Below are 19,760 nucleotides of genomic sequence, written 5' to 3'. Positions count from 1 at the left end.
GCCTTGGTCGGCAGGGAAGGAATCCACGGAATGGAACGACCGGTCTTCACCTATCACCCCAACGCCTACGCACTGTCCTTCGAGGATATCGACGGTGTCTGCGACTGCTGCGGCGAGCCGCGGACGCTGCGCTACCGGGGGCCGTTCTACACACGCCTGCGCCCGGATTATCTGTGCCCGTGGTGCATCGCCGATGGCAGGGCCGCGGCCCGTTACGGCGGCGAGTTCACCGGCTGGAGTGATATCGAGGGGGTGTCGCCGGACCCGGCCGACCCGCCGCCGACCATTGCCCGCCCGCTGCTGCTGGAAATCTGCGAGCGCACTCCCGGTTATGCCTCCTGGCAGCAGTCTGTCTGGCTCAGCCACTGTGAACGGCCCTGCGCCTTTCTCGGCTATGCCGGCAGTGAAGACCTCCAGCCCATCCTCGATGAGGTCCGGCCGGACGTGGCCGAGGTCAACCCGCGCGACGCCGACTGGGTGCTGGAGCATCTGAGCCGGGATGGCGAGATGGTCGGGTGCCTGTTCCAGTGCCTGGAATGTGGCCAGCACCGCCTTCATGTCGATCTGGGGTAGCCCGGGCGGGTTCAGGTTGCCTGGCCTTGGCCGGTTGCCCGGCACCCCCATCTGCGCCATAATGCGCGGCTTCCTGCCTTCCTGGCGGGAACCCTTGCCCCACCGCGGTAACCACGGCGGGGGGCTGTCCGGCCGCAAGGCCACATCCGAAAGGTAGAAAAAACATGAGTCGTCATTACGAAATCGTGTTCATGGTCCACCCGGACCAGAGCGAGCAGGTCCCGGCCATGATCGAGCGCTACAAGTCGCTGGTCGAGAACGGCAACGGCACCATCCACCGTCTGGAAGACTGGGGCCGCCGCCAGCTGGCTTACCCGATCCAGAACCTGGTGAAGGCGCACTACGTGCTGCTGAACATCGAAGCCGACCAGGCCGTTCTGAACGAACTGACCGAAAGCTTCCGCTTCAACGACGCCGTGCTGCGCAACCTGGTCATCAAGCGTGACGAGGCTGACACCGAGCAGTCGCTGATCATGAAGAGCAAGGACGAGAAGGGTGACAAGCCGGAGCGCGGTGAGCGCCGTCGTCGTGACGACGAAGAAGGCGAGTCCACCACCACCGCTGACAACGAAGCCGGCGACGACGCCGCTTCTGCCGCCTAAGGAGCCTTCCCATGTCCAAGTTCTTCCGTCGTCGCAAGTTCTGCAAGTTCACCGCTGAAGGTGTCAAGGAGATCGATTACAAGGATCTCAACACCCTGCGCCAGTACCTGACCGAGAACGGCAAGATCGTGCCGAGCCGCGTCACCGGTACCAAGTCGAAGTACCAGCGCCAGCTGGCGACCGCCGTCAAGCGCGCTCGCTTCCTGGCCCTGATCCCGTACACCGACAACCACGACGTCTGATGCCCGGCGGGGCGGCCCGGTGCCGCCCCGCTGTGCCAGCTATTCGGACAGCCTTTGTTGCGGGGCATTGCCTCGCTAACGAATAACTTATCTGGAGCAATACCATGCAGCTGATCCTCCTGCAGAAAGTCACCAACCTCGGCAACCTGGGCGACCTGGTCGACGTGAAGCCGGGCTACGGCCGTAACTTCCTCGTGCCGCAGGGCAAGGCCGTTCCGGCCACCGAGAGCAACAAGGCCGAGTTCGAAGCCAAGCGCGCCGAATACGAAGCCAAGGCCCAGGCCATCCACGCCGACGCTGACGCCCGCAAGGCCAAGCTGGAAGGCGCGAGCGTGACCATCGCCGCCAACGCTTCGACCGAAGGCAAGCTGTACGGTTCGGTCGGCGCCCGCGAAATCGCTGATGCCTTCACCGCTGCCGGCTTCGAGCTGAACAAGAGCGAAGTCATCCTGGGCGAAGGCGCCTTCCGCAACATCGGTGAGTACGACGTCCTGGTGCACCTGCACGCCGACGTCGAAACCACCGTCAAGGTTGTGGTTGAAGCCGAAAAGGCCTGATCCCAAGCCGCAAGGCCTGGTGTCACCAGAACGGGCGCCCGCAAGGGTGCCCGTTTTGTTTTGTGGGCCCCTGTCCGCGCGGCCGGGCCCGGGTAATGTTCCACGCCCCTCGTAGAACACAGCCACATCGGTATACTCAGGGCGTCACACCCGTTCCACGGCCAGCGATCCCAGCAGGATCAATGACTTGGAGGGTAAGCAGGCCGCTCGCCGGCCCCAGTCCGGAACCTCTATGCGTCTTTCCACGATCAAGCTGTCCGGCTTCAAGTCGTTCGTCGATCCGACCACCCTGCACCTGCCGACCAACATGACCGGCGTGGTGGGGCCCAATGGCTGCGGCAAGTCGAACATCATCGACGCCGTGCGCTGGGTCATGGGCGAAAGTTCGGCCAGCCGCCTGCGCGGCGACTCGCTGACCGACGTGATCTTCTCCGGTTCCAATGCCCGCAAGCCGGTCTCGCAGGCCACCGTCGAGCTGATCTTCGACAACTCGGACCACACGATTTCCGGCGAGTACGCCTCGTTCAACGAAATCTCGGTCAAGCGCACCGTCAGCCGCGACGGCAGCAGCAACTATTATCTCAACGGCACCAAGTGCCGCCGCCGCGATATCACCGATCTGTTCCTGGGCACCGGCCTGGGGCCGCGCAGCTACTCGATCATCGAGCAGGGCATGATCAGCCAGATCATCGAGGCGCGGCCGGAAGACCTGCGCGTGTACCTGGAAGAGGCCGCTGGCATCTCCAAATACAAGGAACGCCGCAAGGAAACCGAAACACGCATCCGCCATACCCGCGAGAACCTCGACCGCCTGGGCGACCTGCGCGACGAGATCAGCAAGCAGCTCGAACACCTCAAGCGCCAGGCCCGGCAGGCCGAGCAGTACCAGGCCCTGCAGGAAGAGCGCCGGGTCAAGGATGCCGAGTGGAAGACCCTGGAGTTCCGCGGCCTTGATGGCCGCCTGTCCAAGCTGCGCGAAGGCCTGTCGCAGGAAGAAACCAAGCTGCAGCAGCTGATCGCCGACCAGCGCGAAGCCGAGGCCCGCATCGAGACCTCGCGCGTGCGCCGCGAAGAGGCCGCCGACGCACTCAATATCGCGCAGGCCGCCGTCTACCAGGTGGGCAGCACCCTGGCCCGCGTCGAGCAGCAGATCCAGCACCAGCGCGAACTGTCGCAGCGCCTGCACAAGGCGCGCGATGAAACCCGGCAGGCATTGTCCGAGCTGGGCCAGCACATCAGCGGCGACGAAGCCAAGCTGATGGTGCTGCGCGAGGCGGTCGACGATGCTACCCCGCAGCTGGAAGCGCTGCAGGAAGAAAACGAGATCAAGCAGGAAAGCCTGCGCGAGGCCGAAGACCGCCTGGCCAGCTGGCAGCAGCGCTGGGAGCAGCACACCTCGCAGAGTTCGGAAGCTTCGCGCGCCGGCGATGTCGAGCGCACCCGCGTGGACTACCTGGACAAGCAGATCCTCGATGCCGACCGCCGCCGCGAAGCGCTGGCCGCCGAGCGCGCCGGGCTGGACGTGGATGCGCTGGAGGAGGCCTTCGAGCAGCTGCACCTGCAGCACGAAACGCAGAAGACCGCGCTGGACGAACTCGGCGAGGACGTCGAGCAGCGCAAGCAGGGCGTGGCCGCCGTGCAGGAACAGCAGCGCACGGGCCAGAACGAACTGGCCGAGCTGCGCAAGCAGGCCAATGGCCTGCGTGGCCGCCTGGCCTCGCTGGAAACCCTGCAGCAGGCCGCACTCGGCCAGGAACAGGGTGCCGCCGTGGCCTGGCTGAAGGCGCAGGGGCTGGATTCGGCCGCGCGCGTGGGCGAGCGCCTGGACGTCGACGCGGGCTGGGAAAATGCCGTGGAAAGCGCGCTCGGCCAGTTGATCGAAGGCGTGCTGGTGGATGATCCGGCGCGCCTGGTCGATGCACTGGGCGAGCTGGGCGACGGCCGCATCGCGCTGGTGGCCGATGATGCCGGTGAGTTGAAGGTGGCGCCGACGTCGCTGGCGGCGCGCGTACGCGGCCCGGTCGCGATCCGCCGCCTGCTGGCGCACCTGCACGGTGCCCGCGATCTGGCCGAAGCGAAGACGCTGCAGGCGGGCCTGCCCGAGGGCGATTCCATCATCACCCAGGGCGGCGAGCGCCTGGGCCAGGGCTGGCTGCGCGTGTCGCGCTCCGGTGCGGCCGAGCAGGGCGCGCTGCTGCGCGAACGCGAGATCAACGAACTGCGCGAGCAGATCGAGCAGCTGCAGGACCGCGAGGCCGAGCTGGAAGAACAGCTCGCTGGTTTCCGTGACCAGCTGCTGGCAGCGGAGCAGCAGCGCGAGGACGCGCAGCGCTCGCTGTACCAGGCCCATCGTGCGGTGTCCGAGCTGGCCGGCCAGCTGCAGGGCCAGCAGGGCAAGGTGGAAGCTGCGCGCACGCGCATCGATCGCATCGAAGGCGAGCTGGCGCAGTTGCTTGAAACACTGGACGTCAATCGCGAACAGGCGCGCGAGGCGCGCTCGCGGCTGGAAAACGCCGTCAGCAGCATGGGCGACCTGGAGTCGACGCGGCAGGGCCTGGAAGGCGAACGCCGCCAGCTGACCGATGCGCGCGACCTGGCCCGCGAAGCGGCGCGTTCCGTGCGCGAGCGCTCGCATGCCCTGGCCCTGACCCTGGAATCGCAGCGTGCCCAGGTGGCATCGCTGAGCCAGGCGCTGGAGCGCATGAGCACGCAGCGCGGCCAGCTGGATTCGCGCCTGGGCGAACTGCATTCGCAGCTGGACGAAGGCGACTCGCCGGTCGAATCACTGCAGTCCGAACACCAGAACGCGCTGGAAGAGCGTGTGCGGGCCGACCGCGTGCTGACCGAAGCGCGCACGCTGCTCGATGGCATCGACGCCGAGCTGCGCAATTACGAACAGACCCGCCACCAGCGTGACGAGCAGGCGCTGGCCCAGCGTGAGCGCATTTCGCAGCGCAAGCTGGACCAGCAGGCCTTGGTGCTCAGCGCCGAGACCCTGCAGGGCGCGGTGGAAAAGGCCGGTTTCGTGCTGCAGGACGTGCTCAACGCGCTGCCCGATGATGCCCGCCTGGGCGACTGGGAACAGGCGGTGCACCAGATCGATGGCCGCATGCGCCGGCTGGAGCCGGTCAACCTTGCTGCCATCCACGAGTACGGCGAGGCCTCGCAGCGTTCGGATTATCTGGACGCGCAGCACACCGACCTGACCACCGCACTGGAAACCCTGGAAGACGCCATCCGCAAGATCGACCGCGAAACCCGCGGGCGCTTCAAGGACACCTTCGACCGCGTCAACGCCGGCGTGCAGGCGCTGTACCCGCGCCTGTTCGGCGGCGGCCATGCCTACCTGGAACTGACCGGTGAAGACCTGCTCGACACCGGCGTGACCATCATGGCGCGCCCGCCGGGCAAGCGCGTGTCCAGCATTTCGCTGCTGTCCGGCGGCGAGAAAGCGATGACCGCGGTGGCCCTGGTGTTCGCCATCTTCCAGCTCAACCCCGCGCCGTTCTGCCTGCTGGACGAGGTGGATGCGCCGCTGGACGAGGCCAATGTCGGCCGCCTGGCCAACATGGTCAAGGAGATGAGCGAGAAGGTGCAGTTCCTGTTCGTCAGCCACAACAAGGCAACGATGGAGGCGGCCCACCAGCTTTCGGGCGTCACCATGCGCGAGCCGGGCGTCAGCCGCCTGGTCAGCGTGGACCTGGAAGAAGCCGCGCGATTGGCGGGCGCGGCATGACGTGCCATTCTAGTTACCTGAATGAACTAGCCGGAGTACCTACCGAATGACCGACACGGCACTGTTGCGCATCGGCATCCTGGCCGCCGGCCTGCTGCTGGTTGCTGCGATCTTCCTGTTTGGCCGTCCGAAGAAGAAGCCGCAGGGACGTCGCGTGGAGAGCGCGGAACCGACTGCCGGCGAGCGCCGCGAGCCGGTGCTGGGCGAAGACGGTGTGGCCCTGGCCGAGACCCGCAGCGAGCCGGGCCTGGGCGATGAAGGCCAGCAGGCCGAGCTTGGCCTGGCCGATACCGATGCCGGCAGCAGCGATCTGGGCAAGCGCGCGACCCAGGACTTCGACAAGATCGTGTCGTTGTTCGTGGCCGCCCGCGCCGGTGAGCAGCTGCGTGGCGAGGACATCGTGGTGGCGGCCGAGAAGACCGGCCTGGTGTTCGGGCACATGAACGTGTTCCACCGCCTGGTGGAAGGCCATCCCGAGCGCGGCCCGATCTTCTCGATGGCCAGCATCATGAAGCCGGGCAGCTTTGACATGGCCAACATCCGCGCCATGGAAACCCCGGCAATCGCCTTCTTCCTCACCTTGCCGGCCCCGCTGACCGCGCTGGATGCCTGGGAAAAGATGCTGCCGACCGTGCAGCGCATGGCCGAGCTGCTCGATGGCGTGGTGCTGGATGACAGCCGCAACGCCCTGGGCCGCCAGCGCATCGCCCACATCCGCGACGAGCTGCGTGCCTACGACCGCCAGCACCAGGCCCCGCCGCTGACCAAGACCCCGCGCTGGTAAGAGCGTTTTTTCTGGTGTGCCGACCAACGGTCGGCACCCGCCCAGGTAGATCCACGCCATGCGTGGATGGGTTACGCCGGCACGCCGGTGACCTTCGCGAATGCGCGACGGAACGCGGCCATTTCCTCTTCGGTGCCCACGGTCACCCGCACGCGTTGCGGCCAGATCGGCCAGCTGCGGCCGATCACCACGCCGTCGTCGGCCATCGCCTTGGCGAACGCGTTGCCGTCGCGCTGCACATCCACCACGAAGCAGTTTGCTTCCGACGGCACGCAGCTGAAGCCGCGCTTGCCCAGCCAGGCGATGGTGGCCTGCCGGGCCTTGGCATTCTGCAGCCGCCGCTGCGCGATCAACCCGGGATCCTGCAGGCTGGCCAGCGCGGCCGCCAGCGCCGGCACCGGCAGCGGGTTCTCGCCCAGGCTGGCCAGTTCGCGCAGCCGGTCGGGGTGGGCCGCCGCCACGCCCAGGCGCAGGCCGGCCATGCCGTAGAGCTTGGAGAACGTACGCAGCACGATCAGGTCATCGCGCTGGGCCACCTGTGCGATCAGGCTCGGCTGCTCGCTGTACTGCAGGTAGGCCTCGTCCACCAGTACGCGCGTGCTGGTCGGCTTGTTGGCCAGCAGCCAGGCCAGTTCGGCCGGCGGGCTGATCGAGCCGGTGGGGTTGTTCGGATTGCACACGTACACCAGCCCCGTCGGCTGCGCATGCGCCGCAGCCACCATCGCGCGCAGGTCGTGCGCACCATCGGCGCGCAGCGGCACCTTCTGCACATGAGCGCCACGCGCAGCAGCCATGTCACCGAGCGTTTCGAAAGTGGGGTCGGCTACCACCAGCGCGGCCTGCGGGCCGGTCCACAGCGTGGCGGCGCGGTTCAACGGCTCGCTGGAGCCCGGGTAGAGGCGCACATGATCGGCCGGGATGCCGGCCTGGGCGACGAAGGCATCGCGCACCTGCCCCGCCAGGGCGAACTGATACCGGCCGCTGCCGGCAACGCTGTCGCGTGCCGCCTGCTGGGCGGCGGGCGAGGGGCCATACGGACACTCGTTGAAGTTGAGCAGGACCGGGCCGGCGGCAGCGGGTGCCGCGGCAGGCTGGGCCTGGCCGAGGCGCGGCAGGCTGCTGCCGGCGGCGACAAGGCCGACCCCGGCCAGTTGCAGGAAGTGGCGGCGGGAAGCGGGCAGGGACACGGGGAGGATTCCGGAGGGCAACCGCAGCACGCTAACGCTGGTTGGGGGCGGGCGGCAACCCGGCGGTTCGGCGCGGGCATGACGGGGCCTGGCGCCCGGGCGCGGTAGAATTCACGGCCATCCCAGAAACACCGGATCCCGATGAGCCCCAGCCCCGCCGAACGCGCCGAAGACCTCCGCCGGCAGATCGCCCAGGCCAACCGCGCCTACCACGAGCTGGACGCGCCGGAGATCCCCGACGTCGACTACGACCGGCTCGTACGCGAGCTGGAGGCGCTGGAACGCGAGCACCCGGAACTGGCCGTGGCCGACAGCCCCACCCAGCAGGTGGGTGCGCGCCCGTCCGGCCGCTTCGCCGAGGTGCGCCATGCGGTGCCGATGCTGTCGCTGTCCAACGCCTTCAGCGATGAGGAAGTGGCCGATTTCGTGCGCCGCATCGACGAGCGCCTCGGCCGCCGCAGCCTGCAGTTCTCGGCCGAACCGAAGATGGACGGGCTGGCGATCAGCCTGCGCTACGAAGACGGCGCGTTCGTGCTGGGCGCGACCCGTGGCGATGGCAGTACCGGCGAGGACGTGACCGCCAACCTGCGTGAGATCAACGACATTCCCAAGCGCCTGCAGGGCCAGGACTGGCCCGACGTGCTGGAAGTGCGTGGCGAGGTCTACATGGCCCGTGCCGATTTTGAGGCCTACAACGACCGCGCGCGCCTGCACGGCGGCAAGGTGCTGGCCAACCCGCGCAATGCCGCGGCCGGTTCGCTGCGCCAGCTGGATGCGAAGATGAGTGCGCAGCGCAGGCTGAGCTTCTTTGCCTACGGCACCGGCGACGTGCAGGGCGGTGAACTGCCCGACACCCATTCGGGCACGCTGGCGCAGCTGGGGGCCTGGGGCTTCCCGGTGAGCGAGCTGTGCAAGGTGGTGGACGGCACTGACGGCCTGCTCGGTTACTACCGTGACATCGGCGAGCGCCGCGACGGCCTGCCGTTCGATATCGACGGTGTGGTCTACAAGCTGGACGACCGTGCTGGCCAGCAGGCCATGGGCTTCGTCTCGCGCGCGCCGCGCTGGGCCATCGCGCACAAGTTCCCGGCGCAGGAACAGAGCACCACGGTCGAGGCGATCGAGATCCAGATCGGCCGCACTGGTGCCGCAACACCGGTCGCGCGCCTGGCGCCGGTGGCAGTGGCCGGCGTGATCGTCTCCAACGCCACGCTGCACAACGCCGACCAGATCGCACGCCTGGACGTGCGCGTGGGCGACAGCGTGATCGTGCGCCGCGCCGGTGATGTCATTCCCGAAGTGGTCAGCGTCATCCTCGACCGCCGCCCGCAGGGCACCACGCCGTGGCAGATGCCGACCCGTTGCCCGGTGTGCGGATCGGAAATCGTGCGTGAAGAAGGCGCCGCCGCGTGGCGCTGCTCGGGTGAACTGAGCTGCCCGGCGCAGCGCAAGGAAGCCATCGCGCACTTCGCTTCGCGCCGCGCGATGGACATCGACGGCCTCGGTGACAAGTACATCGAAACCCTGGTCGACGCCGGCATCGTCAAGCGCGTTGCCGACCTGTACCAGCTGACCCGCGACCAGCTGCTGCACCTGAAGCTGGTGCTCGATGCCGAGGATCCCTCGGCGCTGGCCAACAGCCTCAAGCCGCACCTGCCGGCCGAAGGCAGTGGCGACGTGCTCAACGCCGTGCTCAAGCTCGACGGCCAGGACCCGGCATGGCGCGCGCAGGCGCTGGTGCAGCCGGTGGTGTTCGAATGGAACACGAAGAAGATCGCGACCAAGTGGGCCGACAACCTGATCGCCGCCATCGATGCCAGCCGCGAGGCCAGCCTGGAACGGCTGCTGTTCGCGCTGGGCATCGAACACGTGGGCGAGAGCACGGCCAAGGCGCTGGCGCTGTGGTTTGGTGATCTGGCGCTGATCCGTCGCCTGCCGTGGCCGCTGTTCAAGCGCGTGCCGGATATCGGGGGCGAAGTGGCGCGTTCGCTGGGGCACTTCTTCGAACAGCAGGGCAACCAGCAGGCCATCGACGCGCTGCTGCAGGTCGGCCAGGTCCGCATCCGCGATGGCCATCCGCCGAGCGCCAAGCTGCGCGAGGGCCTGGACCTGGCCCAGCTGCTGGTGGAGGCCGAGATTCCCGGCATCACCCGCCTGCGTGCGGAAAAGCTGGTCGCCGTGCTGCCCAGCGCACAGGCGGTGCTGGACGCCGAGCATGGCCAGTTCGTCAACGCCGGCCTGCCCGATGACACCGCGCGTGGCGTGGCCCAGTGGCTGGACACCGATGGCCATGGCGCGATGCTGCTGGCGGCGGAGACCGAGATGCAGCACATCCTGGCCAAGGCGCCGGCGCTGGCGGAGGTCGTCGCTGGTCCGCTGGATGGGCAGACCGTGGTGCTCACCGGCACGCTGGCCCAGCTCACCCGCGATGTCGCCAAGGATCGCCTGGAAGCGCTGGGGGCCAAGGTCTCCGGCAGTGTCTCCAAAAAGACCAGTTTCCTGGTGGCGGGCACCGAGGCCGGCTCCAAGCTGGACAAGGCGCAGTCGCTGGGGGTGCCGGTGTGGGATGAAGACCGCCTGCTGGCCTATCTGGCCGAACACGAGTAATGACCCCGCCGGGCGCTGCGTGCGCCCGGTCTGACGCATGAGAGGACAACCGATGCAGACCGCCCCGCTGGATTTCCGCCTGGCCACCCGTGCCGACGAGGCGCTGCTGATCGCGCTGATGCGTGAGTTCTACGCCGAAGACAAGATCGAATTCGACGACGCACGCGTGCGCCGTGGCGTCGATGCACTGCTGGCCGACCCGCGCAACGGCGAAGTGCTGCTGTGGCTGGACGAGGCAGGGGAGGTCTGCGGCTACGCGGTCATCGCCATGGGCTTCAGCCTGGAGCAGGGCGGCCATTTCATGCTGCTGGACGAGCTGTACCTGGCGCACCGCGCGCGCGGCCGCGGCCGTGGCAAGCAGGCGCTGGCCACCTGCGAACAGCGTGCACGTGGTCGCGGTGTCAGCCGGCTGCGCCTGGAAGTGAACCACCACAACGAACTGGCGCGGCGCCTGTACCTGGCCAGCGGCTACATCGATGACACCCGCGATCTGCTGACCCTGCCGCTGGACCACCCGCGCCCGGAGGGCATCCTGTGAGCGAGGCCCTGCTGCGCGCGCTGCAGCAGCGTGCCGCGCTCAATGCGCTGGTGCGCCGCTTCTTCGCCGAGCGCGATGTGCTGGAAGTGGAAACGCCGATCCTCTCGGTGGCCGGCAACACCGAACCGAACATCGACAGCTTCCATACCGATTTCAGTGGCCACGTCGATGCCGGTGGCCGCCGCCGCTGGCTGCGCACGTCGCCGGAATTTCCCCTGAAGCGCCTGCTCGCCGCGGGCGTGGGCGATTGCTACGAACTCGGCCGGGTGTTCCGCAATGGCGAGGCCGGTGGCCGCCACAATCCCGAGTTCACCATGCTGGAGTGGTACCGCGTGGGCTGGGACCACCATCGCCTGGTGCAGGAAACCGCCGAGCTGGTGCGCCAGGCGTTGGCGCTGGTCGGGCGCACGGCAACACTGCGCGTGCTCAGCTACCGTGAACTGTTCCAGCAGCATGCCGGCGTCGATCCGTTCGATGCGGACGAAGGTGCGCTGCGCACCGCGCTGGGTGACGTGCATATCGATCCGGTGGGCCTGACCCGTGACGACTGGCTCGACCTGCTGATGACCCATCGCATCCAACCGCACTTCGATGACGCGGTCATGACCGTGGTGCATGACTGGCCCGCCAGCCAGGCGGCGCTGGCGCGCATCCGCCCTGGCACGCCACCGCTGGCCGAGCGGTTCGAGTTGTACCTGGGGGCGGTCGAGCTCGCCAACGGCTATCACGAGCTGAACGATGCAGGCGAGCAGCGTGCGCGCTTCGAACATGACCAGCAGCGCCGGCACGAACGTGGCCAGGTGCAGCCGGCGCTCGATGAGGCCTTGCTGGCGGCATTGCCTGCGATGCCCGCCTGTGCAGGTGTCGCGGTGGGTGTGGATCGCCTGCTGATGGCGATGAACCGCACGCCGCGCATCGCCGATGTGCTGGCCTTCGATTTCGCGCATGCCTGAACGCATGCGCGTGCGCTGCGCCTGAACAAAACCGACGGATTTCGCGCTTGATTCAGCAAGCGCGATGATGGTCTTATCACGCCTGATGCGGGACACTGGCGTCGTGATTCATCCGCTCCGTTGGGGAATGCTTTGGTCAAGTGGTTTGCGGTCGTGGCGGCACCGGTGTACTCCATGGCGATATGGGGCGGCGTGCTGCCGTCGTCGGCGTCGGCCCAGCCGGCCGGCTACGAGGGCGAAGTGGTGACCTGCGAATCGCGCGACATGGGCTGGGTGCACTGCGATATCGACGTCAGCAACGGCGTCGACCTGGTGCGCCAGTTGTCGAGCAATACCTGCATCCGTGGCAGCGAATGGGGCACCGACCGCAGTGGCGTGTGGGTGACCCTGGGCTGCCGTGCTGAATTCCGCGCGCGTTCCGCGCAGGGTACCGCCGGCACGACTGCTGCCAGCGACGGCAAGGGCAAGCGCCTGGTGCGCCGCGTGGTGCGCTGCGAATCCAACGGCCGACCGCAGAGCTGCCCCGTGCGGCTGGATGGCGCGCCGGTTCGCCTGCTGCGCCAGCTTTCGGTGCTGCCATGCCGCGAAGGGCAGGGCTGGGGCTACAAGCGCAACGAGGTCTGGACCAGCCGCGGCTGCCAGGGCGATTTCGAGGTAGCCGACGATGACGGCCGGTTCGTCGACGTGGCACGCAAGCTGACCTGCGAATCCAAGTCCAAGCGCCGGCGCTTCTGCGGTGCCACCATCTCCACCGAGGCGAAGGTGATCAAGCAGTTGTCCGGCACGCCCTGCGAGGAAGGCAGGACCTGGGGCTGGAGCCGCAACGGTATCTGGGTGGATGGCGGCTGCCGCGCCGATTTCTCGGTGAATTGAGCCCGCGCAGGCTCCAACCGCGCCGGGCGTGGCCCTACAATGGGCCCATGAACACTGCCACCGACCTCGACTACGCCCGCTACGACCACATCCGCCCGATCCTGTGGACCGGCGATGCCCTGCAACTGCTTGACCAGCGCAAGCTGCCGTTCGTGGTCGAACACGTGGTCTGCCATGACAGCGACGAAGTCGCCAGCGCCATCCATGCACTGACCGTGCGCGGTGCACCGGCCATCGGCATCGCCGCCGCCTGGGGCGTGGTGCTGGCGGCACGCGACGTGCGGGCCGCCGATGGTGCACATGCATTGCAGCAGCTGGAACCGGCCCTGCAGCGGCTGAACGCCTCGCGCCCCACCGCGGTGAACCTGGCCTGGGCGCTGGCGCGCATGCGCCGCTGCCTGACCGCCGCCGGCGCCGACTGGAAGGCGCTGCTGGAAGCCGAGGCCCAGGCCATCGCCGAGGAAGACCTGGCGGCCAACCGCCACATGGGTGCGCTGGGTGCGGGCCTGATCGAGGCCGGCAGCGGCGTGCTCACCCATTGCAATACCGGCTCGCTGGCCACCGCCGGCTTCGGTACCGCGCTGGGCGTGATCCGCGCCGGCATGGCCCAGCACCGCATCGCCCGCGTGTTCGCCGGTGAAACCCGGCCGTGGCTGCAGGGCGCACGCCTGACCGTGTGGGAACTGCAGCAGGACGGCATCGACGCCACCCTGATCGCCGATTCGGCCGCCTCGCACCTGATGAAGACCGGCGCGGTGCAGTGGGTGATCGTCGGCGCCGACCGCATCTGCGCCAATGGCGATACCGCCAACAAGATCGGCACCTACCAGCTGGCCATTGCCGCCCGCCACCACGGGGTGAAGTTCATGGTTGTGGCCCCGTCCTCGACGGTGGACATGGAGACCGTGGACGGCAGCCAGATCGAGATCGAGCAGCGCGACCCGGGCGAGTTGTACGGCGTGGGCGGCACCCGCACCGTGGCCGAGGGCATCGCCGCCTGGAACCCGGTGTTCGACGTCACCCCGGGCGAGCTGATCGACGCCATCGTGACCGAGCGCGGCGTCATCCTGAACCCGACCGCCGGGAACATGCGCGCGGCCTTCGGCGGCTGAGGCAGGCGGGTCCTGCCGGGGTCGGATCCCTTTCTGCAGGAAAGGGCTCCGACCCCAGCCCCCGGTAGTGCCGGCCGCTGGCCGGCAGCCCCCTAAGTTCCTGATTTGTGCCGGTAAAATCCCCGTAAAGGGAGGCGGAAAACGGCCTGTTGTGGTAGTATCCACAGGTTGAATCGAGGTTCCGGCACGACCCCCTCCCGCAGAGGGCTGCGCCGGACTGGACCGCTACCAGACAACGGAACCCGAATGGCAGAAACCGCCAAGGAAATCATCCAGGTCAACCTGGAAGACGAGATGCGCAAGAGCTACCTCGATTACGCCATGAGCGTGATCGTGGGCCGCGCGCTCCCGGATGCGCGCGACGGCCTCAAGCCGGTGCATCGTCGCGTGCTGTTCGCGATGAACGAGTTGAACGCGCACAGCAACAAGCCCTACTTCAAGTCGGCGCGTATCGTCGGTGACGTCATCGGTAAGTACCACCCGCATGGCGATCAGTCGGTGTACGACACGCTGGTGCGCCTGGCACAGCCGTTCTCGCTGCGTTACATGCTGGTCGATGGCCAGGGTAACTTCGGCTCGATCGATGGCGACTCCGCCGCGGCGATGCGATACACCGAAGCGCGCATGTCGCGCCTCGCGCATGAGCTGATGGCCGACATCGACAAGGAAACCGTCGATTTCCAGCCCAACTACGACGAAAAGGAACTGGAGCCGACGGTCATGCCGACCCGGTTCCCGAACCTGCTGGTCAACGGTTCGGCCGGTATCGCGGTGGGCATGGCAACCAACATCCCGCCGCACAACCTGAGCGAGTCGATCAACGCCTGCATCGCGCTGATCGACAACCCGGAGATCGATGTCGACGGCCTGATGGAGTACATCCCGGGCCCCGATTTCCCGACCGCCGGCATCATCAACGGCACCGCCGGCATCGTCGCCGGCTACCGCACCGGCCGTGGCCGCGTGCGCATCCGTGCCCGTGCCGATATCGAAGTGGCCGACAACGGCCGAGAATCGATCATCGTCACTGAAATTCCTTACCAGGTGAACAAGGCGCGTCTGATCGAAAAGATCGCCGAGCTGGTCAAGGAAAAGAAGATCGAAGGCATCAGCGAGCTGCGCGATGAGTCCGACAAGGACGGCATGCGCATCTACATCGAGATCAAGCGCGGTGAATCTGCCGAGGTTGTGCTGAACAACCTGTACCAGCAGACGCAGATGGAATCGGTGTTCGGCATCAACATGGTGGCGCTGGTCGATGGCCGCCCGCAGTTGATGAACCTCAAGCAGATGCTCGAGGCCTTCGTCCGCCACCGTCGCGAAGTGGTCACCCGCCGCACCGTGTTCGAGCTGCGCAAGGCGCGCGCCCGTGCCCACGTGCTGGAAGGCCTGACCGTCGCGCTGGCCAACATCGACGAGATGATCGAACTGATCAAGACCTCGCCGAACCCCAACGAAGCGCGCGAACGCATGCTCGCCCGCCTGTGGGAGCCGGGTCTGGTCGGTTCGATGCTGGGCGCCGCCGGTGCCGAAGCCTCGCGTCCGGAAGACCTGCCCAAGGGCGTGGGCCTGATCGAGGGCGGCTACCAGCTGACTGAGATCCAGGCCACCCAGATCCTGGAAATGCGCCTGCACCGCCTGACCGGGCTGGAGCAGGACCGCCTGACCGACGAGTACAAGCAGCTGCTGGAAGTGATCGCCGGGCTGATCCACATCCTGGAAGATCCCGACCGCCTGCGCCAGGTCATCCGCGAGGAACTGGTCAACGTCAAGGCTGAATTCGGCGATGAACGTCGCACCGAGATCCGCCACAGCGAAGAAGACCTGGACATCCTCGACCTGATCGCGCCGGAAGACGTGGTGGTCACCGTGTCGCACGCCGGCTACGTCAAGCGCCAGCCGGTGAGCGTGTACCGCGCGCAGCGCCGCGGTGGCCGTGGCCGCAGTGCGGCGGCGACCAAGGAAGAGGATTTCATCGAACAGCTGTGGCTGGTCAACACGCACGACACGCTGCTGACCTTCACCAGTTCGGGCAAGGTGTTCTGGCTGCCGGTGTACCAGCTGCCCGAAGCCGGTTCCAACGCCCGCGGCCGTCCGATCATCAACTGGATCCCGCTGGAACCGGGCGAACGCGTGCAGGCCGTGCTGCCGGTGCGCGAATACGCCGATGGCCAGTTCGTGTTCTTCGCCACGAAGAACGGTACGGTCAAGAAGACCCCGCTGAGCGAGTTCGCCTTCCGTCTGGCCCGCGGCAAGATCGCGATCAACCTGGACGAGGGCGATGCCCTGGTCGGCGTCGGCCTGACCGATGGCGACCGTGACATCCTGCTGTTCGCTTCCAACGGCAAGACCGTGCGCTTCGGCGAGGACAAGGTCCGCTCGATGGGTCGTACCGCCACCGGCGTGCGCGGCATCAAGATGCCGGCCGGCGAAGAAGTGGTCAGCCTGATCGTGGCCGAGAGTGCCGGCGGCAGCGAGGACGAGAACGAGGACGACAACGGTGTCGAGGACATCGCAGCCAATGGCGATGCGGTGATCGACGGCGCCGACGACGCCAGCGTGCAGTACATCCTGACCGCCACCGAGAACGGCTACGGCAAGCGCACCCCGCTGCCGGACTACCCGCGCAAGGGTCGTGGCACCCAGGGCGTGATCGGCATCCAGACCACCGAGCGCAACGGCAAGCTGGTCGCCGCGGTGCTGATGGGTTCCGATGACGAGGTCCTGCTGATCTCCGACGGCGGTACCCTGGTGCGTACGCGTGGCTCGGAAATCAGCCGCGTCGGCCGCAACACCCAGGGCGTCACCCTGATCCGCCTGTCCAAGGACGAGAAGCTGCAGGCGGTGGAGCGCATGGATGCCTCGATCGACGAGGACGAGGACGAGGTGGCCGCCGCCGCCCCGGCCGCGACCGACGGCGCACCGGCTGCGGCCAGCAGCGAGGACGCCGCGCAGGAGTGATCCTGCCGCGATGAGAGGTACCCGACGACGCCGGCCTTGTGCCGGCGTCGTCGTATCTGCAGGCAAAGAACGCATTCATTTCACAGGCAGGGGCGGATAACGGTTGGCGAACCAGCGGACGATGCCGTCCGCAGTGACCCTCTTCCAACCGGCCACCCGGCCGCGCCCTGGAGCCTGAAATGCCTGCCGCCCCCGCTGCCGTTCCCCCCGAAGACCCCTCCCGCACGCCGCGTCGCCGGCACCCGGTGGCCACCCTCCTGTCCCTGCTGCTGATCCTGCTCGGCGCGGTCATCGGCGGCCTGGGTATCTGGCTGCTGACGCTGGGCGGTTCCTGGTACTACGCCATCGCCGGCGTCGCCATGCTGGCCAGCGGTGTGCTGCTGTGGGGCAACCGCCGCAGTGCCGCGCTGCTGTTCGCCGCCATCTTCATCGGCACGCTGCTGTGGACGTGGTGGGAGTCGGGCAGCAGCTACTGGCGCTGGGTGCCGCGGCTGGGCCTGGTGACCGCGCTGGCGATCGTGATGGCGCTGCTCGCCCCGACCCTGCAGCGGCCGTTCCCGCGGCGTGCATCGCGCGGTGTTGCGGTGGTGCTGATGCTGGTGTTCGTGGCGGCGTTCGCGCTCGCCTTCGTGCCGCACGGTGAAGTGCGCGGCGAGCAGCCGTTCCCCGATGCAACCGCCTCGACCGGCATCGATCCCACTGAGGACACCACCGGCCTGCAGCCCTCCGACCGCCCGGCCGACAGCGACTGGGCCGCGTGGGGCCGCAACAACGCCGCCACCCGTTTCTCGCCGCTGCAGCAGATCACCCCGGACAACGTGGCCACGCTGCAGCCGGCCTGGCAGTTCCGCACCGGCGACCTGCCAGAGAACCGCTGGGGCGCGGAAACCACGCCGCTGAAGATCGGCAACCGCTTGTACCTGTGCACCGCGCGCAACCAGTTGATCGCACTCGACGCCAGCAGCGGCAAGGAAATCTGGCGTTTCAATCCGAAGGTGAAGGACGCTTCCATTCCCTACACCGCAGCATGCCGCGGCGTGTCCTATTACGAACAACCGAGTGGCGCCGCCGTGGTCGATGCTGCCCTGGCAGATGCGGCGGCCGACCTCGCACTGCCTGCACCGCCGCCGACCGCAGGCGCCGCCAGCGTGCCTGGCAACCGCCCGGCCTGCACCGCACGCATCATCGAAGGCACCCTGGACGGCCGCATCATCGCCGTGGATGCCGACAGCGGAAAGCCCTGCGCCAACTTCGGCAACAACGGCCAGGTCGACATCACCCTGGGCATGGGCAGCACGCCGCCGGGCTATGTGTCCATCACCTCGCCGCCGGCCATCGTGCGCGGCGTCATCGTGACCGGCCACCAGGTGCTGGACGGCCAGCGCCGCGATGCGCCGTCGGGCGTCATCCAGGCCTACGATGCGGTGACCGGCAAGCTGCGCTGGGCCTGGGACATGGACCAGCCGGAACTGACCGGCCTGCCGGCGCAGGGCAAGGAGTACACGCGTGGCACGCCGAACATGTGGACCACCGCCACCGGCGATGAAAAGCTGGGCCTGGTCTATCTGCCGATGGGCAATTCCGCGGGCGACTACTGGAGTGGCTCGCGCACCGAGAACCAGAACAAGTACGCCACATCGCTGGTCGCCATCGACGTGACCACCGGCAAGCCCGCGTGGCATTTCCAGGCCGTGCGCAAGGATGTCTGGGATTACGACATGGGTTCGCAGGGCAGCCTGATCGACTACCCGACTGCGCAGGGCAAGGTGCCGGCCATCCTGCTGCCGACCAAGCAGGGCGACATGTACATCCTCGACCGCCGCACCGGCGAGCTGCTGACCCCTGCAGAAGAACGCAAGGTGCCGACCGGTGGCGTCGAACCGGAGCAGCGCTCGCCGACCCAGTTGTTCTCGCTGTACCACACGCTGCGCCGCGAGCACGACCTGACCGAGCAGGACATGTGGGGCATCACGCCCATCGACCAGCTGGTGTGCCGCATCCAGTTCCGCAAGGCGCATTACGAAGGCTTCTACACGCCGCCGAGCACCGATCATCATTCGATCGAATACCCCGGCTACAACGGTGGTTCGGACTGGGGCAGCGTGGCCATCGATACGCGGCGCGGGGTGATCGTGGCCAACTACAACGACATGCCCAACTACAACCGGCTGGTGCCGCGCGCCGAGGCCGACCGCAAGGGCTGGCTGCCGCGCGAGGCGATCACCCATGACAAGGGCGGCGCCGAAGGTGCGGGCGACCCGCAGGTGGGCACGCCGTACGCCATCGACGTCAACGCCGGCTGGCGCCTGCCGTTCACCGGCCTGCTGTGCAAGCAGCCGCCCTATGGTGGCATCCGCGCCGTCGACCTGCGCACCGGCAAGCTGCTGTGGGATCGGCCGTTCGGCAGTGCGCGCGGCAATGGCCCGTTCGGCATCCGTTCCGGCCTGCCGATTGAAATCGGCACGCCCAACAACGGCGGTTCGGTGGTGACCGCCAGCGGACTGATCTTCATCGCGGCGGCCACCGACGACCTGCTGCGCGCCATTGATCTGAAGACCGGCAAGGAACTGTGGCACGCCAAGCTGCCGGCCGGTGGCCAGGCCAACCCGATGGTGTACGAGCAGGACGGCCGCCAGTACGTGGTGATCGTGGCGGCCGGGCACCACTTCATGGAAACACCGAAGGGTGATTACGTGATGGCGTACGCGCTGCCGAAATGACGGGGTAGAGTCGACCGTTGGTCGACTGCCCTTCGCGACCCAACTAAAACCCCGCGCCTCGCGCGGGAGGCGACCAACGGTCGACTCTACCCAGTCGGCGCCGGGTCATTTCCCTACGGGATGACTGTTCTCACGCTGCCGAAATGACGGGGTAGAGTCGACCGTTGGTCGACTGCCCTTCGCGACCCAACCAAAACCCCGCGCCTCGCGCGGGAGTCGACCAACGGTCGACTCTACCCAGTCGGCGCCGGGTCATTTCCCTACGGGATGACTGTTCTCACGCTGCCGAAATGACGGGGTAGAGTCGACCGTTGG

General features: G+C 67.6%; 14 protein-coding genes. 13 read left to right on the top strand and 1 reads right to left on the bottom strand.

Features of this window, described 5'->3' with window-relative positions:
- Positions 1 to 30 precede the first annotated feature (30 nt).
- The 6 genes from C1927_RS13450 to zipA all read left to right on the top strand — a co-directional run bounded on the left by C1927_RS13450 (position 31) and on the right by zipA (position 6,494).
- Positions 31 to 573 carry a CbrC family protein gene (locus tag C1927_RS13450; RefSeq protein WP_108746973.1) on the top strand — a complete coding sequence of 181 codons (543 nt, stop codon included), beginning with the start codon at positions 31 to 33 and terminating at the stop codon, positions 571 to 573.
- A 164-nt stretch (positions 574 to 737) separates the two neighbouring features.
- Positions 738 to 1,175 (top strand): 30S ribosomal protein S6, encoded by a 438-nt coding sequence (gene rpsF / locus C1927_RS13445; protein WP_049445625.1) that lies wholly within the window; start codon positions 738 to 740, stop codon positions 1,173 to 1,175.
- 11 nt (positions 1,176 to 1,186) lie between these two features.
- The gene (gene rpsR, locus C1927_RS13440) at positions 1,187 to 1,417 is read left to right on the top strand and encodes a 30S ribosomal protein S18 (RefSeq protein ID WP_002804494.1); all 231 of its coding nucleotides are present in this window, start codon (positions 1,187 to 1,189) and stop codon (positions 1,415 to 1,417) included.
- A 104-nt stretch (positions 1,418 to 1,521) separates the two neighbouring features.
- The gene (gene rplI / locus C1927_RS13435) at positions 1,522 to 1,974 is read left to right on the top strand and encodes a 50S ribosomal protein L9 (protein WP_079222386.1); all 453 of its coding nucleotides are present in this window, start codon (positions 1,522 to 1,524) and stop codon (positions 1,972 to 1,974) included.
- 232 nt (positions 1,975 to 2,206) lie between these two features.
- Complete coding sequence (gene smc, locus C1927_RS13430) at positions 2,207 to 5,710, top strand: chromosome segregation protein SMC (RefSeq protein ID WP_108746972.1); 3,504 nt, start codon at positions 2,207 to 2,209, stop codon at positions 5,708 to 5,710.
- Between the two features lie 46 nt (positions 5,711 to 5,756).
- Positions 5,757 to 6,494 (top strand): cell division protein ZipA, encoded by a 738-nt coding sequence (gene zipA, locus C1927_RS13425; protein WP_079222384.1) that lies wholly within the window; start codon positions 5,757 to 5,759, stop codon positions 6,492 to 6,494.
- A 71-nt stretch (positions 6,495 to 6,565) separates the two neighbouring features.
- On the opposite strand, the gene C1927_RS13420 is transcribed toward zipA, so the two are convergent.
- Positions 6,566 to 7,681, bottom strand: coding sequence for a pyridoxal phosphate-dependent aminotransferase (locus C1927_RS13420; RefSeq protein WP_108746971.1), 1,116 nt, complete (start codon positions 7,679 to 7,681; stop codon positions 6,566 to 6,568).
- A 135-nt stretch (positions 7,682 to 7,816) separates the two neighbouring features.
- Between C1927_RS13420 and ligA the strand changes: the two genes are divergently transcribed.
- The 7 genes from ligA (at position 7,817) to C1927_RS13385 (ending at position 19,445) form a co-directional block, all read left to right on the top strand.
- Positions 7,817 to 10,288 carry an NAD-dependent DNA ligase LigA gene (gene ligA, locus C1927_RS13415; protein WP_174208732.1) on the top strand — a complete coding sequence of 824 codons (2,472 nt, stop codon included), beginning with the start codon at positions 7,817 to 7,819 and terminating at the stop codon, positions 10,286 to 10,288.
- A 52-nt stretch (positions 10,289 to 10,340) separates the two neighbouring features.
- A complete protein-coding gene (locus tag C1927_RS13410) occupies positions 10,341 to 10,826 on the top strand; it encodes a GNAT family N-acetyltransferase (RefSeq protein ID WP_079222381.1) in 486 nt (161 codons plus the stop codon).
- Complete coding sequence (gene epmA / locus C1927_RS13405; protein ID WP_079222380.1) at positions 10,823 to 11,779, top strand: EF-P lysine aminoacylase EpmA; 957 nt, start codon at positions 10,823 to 10,825, stop codon at positions 11,777 to 11,779. Before C1927_RS13410 ends, epmA begins: the two co-directional genes overlap by 4 nt.
- 132 nt (positions 11,780 to 11,911) lie before the next feature.
- Positions 11,912 to 12,652 (top strand): DUF3011 domain-containing protein, encoded by a 741-nt coding sequence (locus tag C1927_RS13400; protein ID WP_108746969.1) that lies wholly within the window; start codon positions 11,912 to 11,914, stop codon positions 12,650 to 12,652.
- A gap of 47 nt (positions 12,653 to 12,699) precedes the next feature.
- Positions 12,700 to 13,764 (top strand): S-methyl-5-thioribose-1-phosphate isomerase, encoded by a 1,065-nt coding sequence (mtnA, locus tag C1927_RS13395; RefSeq protein WP_108746968.1) that lies wholly within the window; start codon positions 12,700 to 12,702, stop codon positions 13,762 to 13,764.
- A 246-nt stretch (positions 13,765 to 14,010) separates the two neighbouring features.
- Positions 14,011 to 16,725, top strand: coding sequence for a DNA gyrase subunit A (gyrA, locus tag C1927_RS13390; protein ID WP_079222377.1), 2,715 nt, complete (start codon positions 14,011 to 14,013; stop codon positions 16,723 to 16,725).
- A gap of 179 nt (positions 16,726 to 16,904) precedes the next feature.
- Positions 16,905 to 19,445, top strand: coding sequence for a membrane-bound PQQ-dependent dehydrogenase, glucose/quinate/shikimate family (locus C1927_RS13385; protein WP_108746967.1), 2,541 nt, complete (start codon positions 16,905 to 16,907; stop codon positions 19,443 to 19,445).
- The last annotated feature ends 315 nt before the right edge of the window (positions 19,446 to 19,760 follow it).

This window comes from Stenotrophomonas sp. ZAC14D1_NAIMI4_1 (genome assembly GCF_003086775.1).
Classification (GTDB): domain Bacteria; phylum Pseudomonadota; class Gammaproteobacteria; order Xanthomonadales; family Xanthomonadaceae; genus Stenotrophomonas.
Note: the sequence above shows the minus strand (reverse complement) of the source record. Positions and strands in the feature narration are given on the sequence as shown.

Excerpts from the sequence above, each read along its gene's own strand:
- C1927_RS13450 (WP_108746973.1), top strand. The coding sequence starts at position 31 with ATGGAACGACCGGTCTTCACCTATCACCCCAACGCCTACGCACTGTCC.
- rpsF (WP_049445625.1), top strand. The coding sequence starts at position 738 with ATGAGTCGTCATTACGAAATCGTGTTCATGGTCCACCCGGACCAGAGC.
- rpsR (WP_002804494.1), top strand. The coding sequence starts at position 1,187 with ATGTCCAAGTTCTTCCGTCGTCGCAAGTTCTGCAAGTTCACCGCTGAA.
- rplI (WP_079222386.1), top strand. The coding sequence starts at position 1,522 with ATGCAGCTGATCCTCCTGCAGAAAGTCACCAACCTCGGCAACCTGGGC.
- smc (WP_108746972.1), top strand. The coding sequence starts at position 2,207 with ATGCGTCTTTCCACGATCAAGCTGTCCGGCTTCAAGTCGTTCGTCGAT.
- zipA (WP_079222384.1), top strand. The coding sequence starts at position 5,757 with ATGACCGACACGGCACTGTTGCGCATCGGCATCCTGGCCGCCGGCCTG.
- C1927_RS13410 (WP_079222381.1), top strand. The coding sequence starts at position 10,341 with ATGCAGACCGCCCCGCTGGATTTCCGCCTGGCCACCCGTGCCGACGAG.
- mtnA (WP_108746968.1), top strand. The coding sequence starts at position 12,700 with ATGAACACTGCCACCGACCTCGACTACGCCCGCTACGACCACATCCGC.
- gyrA (WP_079222377.1), top strand. The coding sequence starts at position 14,011 with ATGGCAGAAACCGCCAAGGAAATCATCCAGGTCAACCTGGAAGACGAG.
- C1927_RS13385 (WP_108746967.1), top strand. The coding sequence starts at position 16,905 with ATGCCTGCCGCCCCCGCTGCCGTTCCCCCCGAAGACCCCTCCCGCACG.